The sequence below is a fragment of the Roseofilum sp. genome, assembly GCF_982964205.1.
Window position 1 is genome coordinate 1 of sequence record NZ_CEZBFX010000174.1, and the last position, 7,191, is coordinate 7,191.

The window sequence follows — 7,191 nt, forward strand, 5'->3', positions numbered from 1 at the left end:
CCTAAACCAACACCCTCACCAACACCAGCACCTGCCCCCGTACCTACCCCCGCACCCGTTCCAACTCCCACACCCCAACCCACCCAACCTACTCCCCCTCCGGTGGCGAGAGGTTTTCCGCCTGGAACCTCAGAAGCACTGGTACTAGCGGCTCTTGGAGAACCGAGCCAAACGACACCTGGACTCTGGGGAACCAAAGCCATCAGTTATGATTTAGGCAAGATTAAATTGGGATATTTACTCGATCCCAATACTGGCACAATTCGACAAACGGAAGTCTCTTTTGACCCAACCATCGATCGATTTATCAGTCGGGTGATGGTTAATGGTATGTTAGGCAGTAACGCTCCCCTAGCCGTGATCGATGAATTTGAGCGAGTACACCGAGGTCAAGCCAGATATTATGAATTTTCCCACCAGAACTGGAGGGGGGTAATTGAACGAGAAAGCAATGACCGTATTTATGTCGCCGTTTGGGACAAGCAGTTGAAATAATTAATGGGAATAGGGAATAGGGAATCGGTATTAATTCAACAGTCGCTCTAACTCCACGACATAGACCTCCCCTAATTCCTGTCCTTGAATGGGAATACTTTGATAGCGCAATTCTCCCCGTATTTTAACTGAATTCCCGATCGCCACTTGCTGCGCTTCTGTTGTAGCCACCACCACTACAACCCCCGTATAATCTTCTAACTGATAGGCATAGCCATTGAGCAGGGGAATTAACTTAACTACTTGACCTTGAATCTCAACCGTCCCGGAAGCAGTAGGCACTAAGTTCTCAATGGGTGTAATCCCATCAGAGGGTAAACTAAAGGGCAACTCTAGACTACATCCCCATAAACTGGCGATCAACACTAGGCTAATCAATCTCCACCTCCTAACCCTTCGCTTGTGCATGAGAGTATTGTGGACTCTACTCAAAATTACGTTTTGATTCTAGCGAAAGTTAGCAGGAGGGAATGGGGAAAATGCTCACCATTGGCCATTACCCGTGCTTCGCGCTATAATTCCCTGTCCCTTTCTCAATTGATTTTTGGCATGGCAAACGATATCTCACAAATTCTCGACGGTAAAGCAACTGCTCGCACTATCAGAGCAAGGTTAAAAGCTGAAATTGAGTCCTTACAACCCCAAATGGGCCGTCCTCCAGGGTTAGCGGTACTCTTGGTGGGAGATGATCCGGCTAGTGCCATCTATGTAAAGAACAAACAAAAAGCGTGCCATCGCATTGGCATTGAGTCTTTTGGTCGCCTATTTCCCGCTTCCACCGAGCAAGCTGAACTCGAAGAAGTCATTGCAGCGCTCAACGAAGATGAGCGGGTTGATGGTATTTTGGTGCAACTCCCCCTACCCAAACATTTAGATGCGGTTGCCCTCTTGCATCGGATCGACCCTCAGAAAGATGTAGATGGACTTCATGCAACCAACCTGGGAAAATTGGTGCGCTCAGAAACGGGACTGCGCAGTTGCACCCCTGAAGGGGTAATGGCTCTGCTGAAAGAATATAACATTGAGATCTCTGGAAAAAATGCCGTTGTGGTGGGACGCAGTATTTTAGTCGGTAAACCGATGGCGTTAATGTTACTCGAAGCCAACGCCACCGTAACGATTGCCCATTCGCGATCGCAAAACTTATCTGAAATTACCCGCTCTGCTGATATCCTAGTTTCTGCGGTAGGCCGACCCCAGATGATTACCGCTGAATGGGTTAAACCCGGTGCAGTAGTCATTGATGTGGGAATTAATCGTATGCCTGGTAATGAGGGTAAAGGAAAATTAGTCGGAGATGTGGATTTTGAAGCTCTCAAACCTATCTGTAGCGCCATTACCCCTGTTCCTGGTGGGATTGGGCCGATGACCGTGGCCCTATTATTGCAAAATACAGTATGGAGTTACCGTCAAAAGATCGCATAAATTTAAAGATCTAACCTTAACTCAAATCCCATTCAGAATGGTACGAACAAACAATATGCAATCTCCTCAATCGGCGATCGCCTTTAATTTAAACTCTTATTTAGGCGATCGCAAGCGCCAAGTAGAAGCTGCCTTAGATCAAGCGCTCCCCCTGCTCTATCCAGAAACCCTCTATGAGTCGATGCGCTACTCCCTCTTAGCTGGAGGTAAACGTCTACGTCCTGTTCTCTGTCTGGCGAGTTGTGAGCTATCTGGGGGCACCATAGACATGGCAATGCCGACTGCCTGCGCTTTAGAGATGCTGCATACCATGTCTTTGATCCATGATGATTTACCTGCCATGGACAATGATGATTATCGTCGGGGTAAGCCCACCAACCACAAAGTCTATGGGGAAGACATCGCTATTTTAGCCGGGGATGGACTGCTAACCTACGCCTTTGAACATATTGCCCGTCAGACTCAAGGAGTGGGGAGCGATCGCTTATTACAGGTCATTATCCAAGTTTCCACTGCCGTTGGTGCGGCGGGGTTAGTTGGGGGACAAGTGGTCGATCTCGAATCTGAAGGTAAATCGGATGTTGATATCTCCACTTTAAACTATATCCATACCCACAAAACCGGCGCATTACTCGAAGCTTCCGTCGTTTCTGGAGCCATGCTTGCGGGGGCATCCTCAGACTTATTAGAGCGTTTAAGTCAATATGCCAAAAATATTGGTCTCGCCTTTCAGATTGTCGATGATATCCTCGATATTACCGCTACTTCTGAAGAACTGGGGAAAACCAGTGGTAAAGATGCCCAAGCCCAAAAAGTCACCTACCCGAGTCTTTGGGGAATTGAAAAATCTAAACAAGAAAGTAAGGCCTTAATTGAACAAGCTAAAGCTCAGTTAGAGGGGTATGAGGAAGCAGCGAAACCCCTACTGGCGATCGCTGACTTTATTACTGCCCGAAGTTATTAGAGAAGAGGAATGCAGGTTGTGAATGAGATTCTGGGGAACCGGATATTAATCATCGCTTTGATTGCTTGTTTGAGTGCCCAGGCGATTAAATTAGTCGTTGATTTGATTAAAAATCAAAAGCTCAATATTCGTGCTTTAGTCACCACGGGAGGAATGCCCAGTTCCCATTCTGCCCTGGTTTCTGCCTTAGCTACTGGTATTGGTATAACCACAGGATGGTCAAGTCCAGAATTTGCGATCTCCACCATTTTTGCCATCATTGTTATGTATGATGCCGCAGGTGTTCGCCAAGCCGCCGGCAAACAAGCTCGTATCCTTAATCAAATTATTGATGAGTTATTTCAGGAAAACCCAGAATTTAATGAAGACCGTCTCAAAGAACTACTCGGTCATACCCCATTTCAAGTGATTATGGGACTACTTTTAGGCGTAGTCATTGCCTGGTTAGCGTGTCGTTATACATTCTAATGGATAGGGGGTAATGGGTAATTGGTCATGGGTAATAGTATCCGTGAATCAATCGCCAATTACTTATTACCTATTACTCTCGACAGGATTTAATTGAGGTTGGGGGACAGAGTCATTCCGATCGCCAATTTTTGCTCCTTCTAATAATTCGATCAGTAATAAATCCATTTCCTCAAACGTATAATTTTTCTGAAGTTCTGCTTGTAGCTTCTGTCGGAAATTTTCCCCCAAACGCTCTTTCAATTGCTCTTCGAGCATATCGGGCGCTTCCGTTTGTCCCTTCAGATAAGATTTTCGGGGATTAAGAGTTAGCGTCTGAATAATTTGTTTTACCAGTTTTTCAGCAATTTGATCGGGAAATCGGCGTACACCGGGTATTTTTTGCAGTCGCTGATACCAACCAGACTTTTGTAGTGTTTTATCCACTTCATAGCGTAAGAATGCTTCGAGATCCGGGGAAATTTCCGGCAGTACATTACAAGCCGTGACTTCCCACACTCGTCCCGTAATACTGCCAAAGCTACGTTGTTTTTGTTCTCCATTTTCTATGGTAACTTCAGCTTCAGGATTCGCATCACGAGGAGTTTTAGTAAAAGCTTTCTGAATTAAACCATCACTAATTCGACTTTGCAGTTGCCCAATTCCCCGATTCACCACGACTTGAGCTAATTCTTGACCGAAACTAGCAATGAAATTTAAGCCCAAATACTTTTGTACTGGTTCTAAATCAATTAAATCCGATTGATTAAAGCGAATGACTAAGGGAATCACGCGCAAGCCAGGTATCCAAGGTTGAAGTAAGAGTAAATCATAGGAGCGAGTGCCGATCGCCAGTCCTAAACCGATCCCTTTCTCGCGATAAAATCGACACAAAACCTTGACGATGAAATCGACCCAATAAATCAGTAAAAATGGGAAATCAATCAGCAGAAAACGATTGGCAAATTCTCCTGTACTATCTAAGTGGCGATAGTACATTGATCCCACTAAAAAGTAAAAGTCATTCCGCAGAAAGTCTATCGATTCTCGCCAATTATCCTCCTGGAAATTATCCCTAGACCAGAATTCATAAAATGCATCTTTAGCCGATAAATCTGCCCACAATAACTCAGGGGCAATGACCTGAATTAAATTTGGATTTCGGAAAAGATTCAGTCGAGATTGAATCATTTCTCGGTTGGCTTGATTATCTTCACTATAGATATAATTTTTCATCATCGTTTTCATTCGGTTAACTTTGCCTGATTTGTTAACCGAATTAATGGCATATTCTTCATCGATCATCCGATCGGTTAAATCTTTTAATCGCTCTAATTGTGGCTCAACCAGGGCAGAGTCTGGGCCTTCAAATTCTAAAATGGCTTTTAATTGAGCCACTTCTCGCACATAGTCTTGCGCCCCTCGATCGGGTTCAATGCCTTTAATAATGTCATAATCGAGAACCGGTTCATACAAAAGCAGGAAAGGACGAATTTCGATATTAAACTCACTCCAATGGCTTCCCCAACCACGACGGGCAATAAAGTCACGACTCCAATATTGGGAGATCGCCGCATTTAAATCCGTTAAGCCTGTACTCTCGATAATTCTTTCCTGAATTTGATGTAAATTACTATATCTACCCAGTAGTCGAAATGGGGGATTCTCCACGAATATATCCATACTTCGGGCTTGCACTTGGGAGAGTAACGACTGAACCGCTAAAGACTCTAAACCTTCATTAGCGATCGCCTCATTCAATCGATCCACCAAGGCTATATACTCTTCTTGAGGGATATCATTCCATTCAAAAACCTTCCAATTCAGCCATAAATGCTGATTGCGAGATCGGACATAGGTCGCATCAAACAACACTAAACCTACATTGAGTAAAATAATAAAGGCGATCGCTCGTTCGTACCACAGACGTAAAGGGCGTAAAGACCGGCGCATAGTCATTCCAAGTTTCCTGATAGTGATAAGATTACCTTAACTGACCTCCATGAACTGGTGACTGGTAACTGGTAACTGGTAATGGTCTCCTATTCCTTTATCAACCTTGGATTCATGGTAGATTCTGCCCAAACAACCCCATCCGATTCTCTCAGTTGGCCCGATTTACTGCAACAACTGATGGACAAACAGTCCCTCTCCCGCTCTCAAGCAGTCAAACTCATGCAGGGGTGGCTTAATGAAGACATTCCCCCCGTCCTCTCTGGAGCCATTTTAACCGCGATTCAAGCTAAAGGAGTTGCGCCGACAGAATTAGCAGGGATGGCTCAAGTGCTGCAAGCGCAAGCAGCTAGTCCTTCAGAAGCACTCTTACATACTGAACCCGTGATTGATACCTGTGGCACAGGAGGAGATGGTGCATCTACCTTTAACATCTCCACCGCAGTAGCGTTTGTTGCCGCAGCAGCCGGGATAAAAGTGGCAAAACATGGAAATCGGTCAGCGTCGAGTAAAGTCGGTTCTGCGGACGTTTTAGAGGCACTGGGCATAAACCTGAAAGCAGCCCCCGATGCCATTTCTGCTGCCTTGGGTGAAGTGGGAATTACGTTCCTGTTTGCTCCCGGTTGGCATCCGGCAATGAAAGCAGTTGTCCCCATTCGCAAAACGCTGAAAATGCGGACGGTGTTCAATTTATTGGGGCCATTGGTGAATCCTCTTAAACCTACAGGGCAAGTGATGGGAGTTTATGATGGTCAGTTAGTACCTATTGTCGCTGAAGCGATACAGCAACTCGGCGTTCAACGAGCTATTGTTTTACATGGACGAGAAGGGTTAGATGAAGCAGGATTAGGCGATATAACCGATTTAGGGATTGTGGAGAACAATAGCACAACATCGATTGAAATTAATCCTGAAACTTTAGGACTCTCTACTGCGCCGATTTCTGAATTACGCGGTGGTGAAATTGAAGAAAACACAGATATCTTGCGTAACGTTCTTCAAGGCAAGGGAACTCCTGCACAGCGAGAAGTCGTTGCGCTCAATGCCTCATTTGCCCTGCAAGTCGGTGAAATGACTCCTTGGGGAGAGCATCGCCAAGGAATTGAGAAAGCCTTGGACATTCTCAAGAGTGGTGCAGCCTGGGATAAAGTGCAGGACTTGGTGAATTTCCTCAGCGATCAATAAGATACAATTCCTTGGCGAAATTGGCGTACTGCCTCGATTCTAGAAGTCTGAGCAAGTAACACGCATTGCGAAAAGAGCTGGATATTTAAATCCCTCAGTCCAGGGAGTTCGCTAATTTCTATCCGATAATAACCATCCTTTCGTAAGTGGTATAAAGACAATACTCCATCTTCCCAAAACCAAACTTCCGGCACACCTAAAGCTTGGTAGCGCTCTAGTTTGCTCAGGTTGCCACTGGTAAAAACAATTTCAATGGATAAATCGGGAATGGGCTTTTTTTCAATGATCCAGTAGGATTCATCCGCTTGTAGGGAAACCCGCCCTTTCTTCTCCTGAGTCATCGAACCTGCGGGAATCAAATCAATTCCCTTTTCAATGAGAAATAATTCGATCAGAAAACCAATGATGGTTTTGAAAAATTCGTGTTCTTCCCCAGGCATGATAATTTCAATGATTCCTCGATAATACCCTAACCGGATTCCAGGCATTCCCTCGAATCCTTTTTTTAACCATTGGAATTGTTCCCAGGTTCGTTCTTCAACAATTAGGGTCGTATCTGTCCGGCGATCGCGTAGCTGTGTCATTCAGCGCTGGTAATGAGTAATCTGTAATGGGTAATCAGTCAAGTTTTCCCTATAACATAACATTGTCCAGATCTAAAAAACCAAAAAAAACGCCCCCCTTGCGGAGAGCGTTTTTTTTGATTAAATTCAGTCAATCAA

The 7,191-nt window shown here is 44.9% G+C and carries 7 protein-coding genes and 1 pseudogene; 5 read left to right on the forward strand and 3 right to left on the reverse strand.

The genetic code is table 11. The features are described from left to right. A pseudogene (locus tag AC3A14_RS23475) lies at positions 1–495 on the forward strand (serine/threonine protein kinase); the annotation flags it as partial. A 30-nt stretch (positions 496–525) separates the two neighbouring features. On the opposite strand, the gene AC3A14_RS23480 reads toward AC3A14_RS23475, so the two are convergent. Then, positions 526–873, reverse strand: a complete 348-nt coding sequence (locus AC3A14_RS23480; RefSeq protein WP_318735957.1) for a hypothetical protein — start codon at positions 871–873, stop codon at positions 526–528. Between the two features lie 171 nt (positions 874–1,044). Here AC3A14_RS23480 and folD point away from each other — a divergent pair, with 171 nt between their 5' ends. From folD to AC3A14_RS23495, 3 genes are read left to right on the forward strand one after another with little or no spacing between them, the layout of a single operon-like run. After that, positions 1,045–1,920 (forward strand): bifunctional methylenetetrahydrofolate dehydrogenase/methenyltetrahydrofolate cyclohydrolase FolD, encoded by an 876-nt coding sequence (folD, locus tag AC3A14_RS23485; protein ID WP_413039182.1) that lies wholly within the window; start codon positions 1,045–1,047, stop codon positions 1,918–1,920. A 37-nt stretch (positions 1,921–1,957) separates the two neighbouring features. Then, the gene (gene crtE / locus AC3A14_RS23490; RefSeq protein ID WP_318735963.1) at positions 1,958–2,884 is read left to right on the forward strand and encodes a geranylgeranyl diphosphate synthase CrtE; all 927 of its coding nucleotides are present in this window, start codon (positions 1,958–1,960) and stop codon (positions 2,882–2,884) included. A 9-nt stretch (positions 2,885–2,893) separates the two neighbouring features. After that, the gene (locus AC3A14_RS23495) at positions 2,894–3,352 is read left to right on the forward strand and encodes a divergent PAP2 family protein (RefSeq protein ID WP_318735966.1); all 459 of its coding nucleotides are present in this window, start codon (positions 2,894–2,896) and stop codon (positions 3,350–3,352) included. 66 nt (positions 3,353–3,418) lie between these two features. On the opposite strand, the gene AC3A14_RS23500 is transcribed toward AC3A14_RS23495, so the two are convergent. Continuing rightward, a complete protein-coding gene (locus AC3A14_RS23500) occupies positions 3,419–5,290 on the reverse strand; it encodes a hypothetical protein (RefSeq protein ID WP_318735969.1) in 1,872 nt (623 codons plus the stop codon). A 108-nt stretch (positions 5,291–5,398) separates the two neighbouring features. Between AC3A14_RS23500 and trpD the strand changes: the two genes are divergently transcribed. Beyond that, a complete protein-coding gene (trpD, locus tag AC3A14_RS23505) occupies positions 5,399–6,469 on the forward strand; it encodes an anthranilate phosphoribosyltransferase (protein WP_318735972.1) in 1,071 nt (356 codons plus the stop codon). Here trpD and AC3A14_RS23510 read toward each other — a convergent pair. Next, positions 6,463–7,053: a Uma2 family endonuclease gene (locus tag AC3A14_RS23510; RefSeq protein ID WP_318701131.1), complete on the reverse strand. Its 591-nt coding sequence runs from the start codon at positions 7,051–7,053 to the stop codon at positions 6,463–6,465. The two genes, trpD and AC3A14_RS23510, sit on opposite strands and share 7 nt — an antisense overlap. Positions 7,054–7,191: the final 138 nt, after the last annotated feature.

Excerpts from the sequence above, each read along its gene's own strand:
- AC3A14_RS23500 (WP_318735969.1), bottom strand. The coding sequence starts at position 5,290 with ATGACTATGCGCCGGTCTTTACGCCCTTTACGTCTGTGGTACGAACGA.
- AC3A14_RS23510 (WP_318701131.1), bottom strand. The coding sequence starts at position 7,053 with ATGACACAGCTACGCGATCGCCGGACAGATACGACCCTAATTGTTGAA.
- trpD (WP_318735972.1), top strand. The coding sequence starts at position 5,399 with ATGGTAGATTCTGCCCAAACAACCCCATCCGATTCTCTCAGTTGGCCC.
- AC3A14_RS23495 (WP_318735966.1), top strand. The coding sequence starts at position 2,894 with ATGCAGGTTGTGAATGAGATTCTGGGGAACCGGATATTAATCATCGCT.
- crtE (WP_318735963.1), top strand. The coding sequence starts at position 1,958 with ATGGTACGAACAAACAATATGCAATCTCCTCAATCGGCGATCGCCTTT.
- folD (WP_413039182.1), top strand. The coding sequence starts at position 1,045 with ATGGCAAACGATATCTCACAAATTCTCGACGGTAAAGCAACTGCTCGC.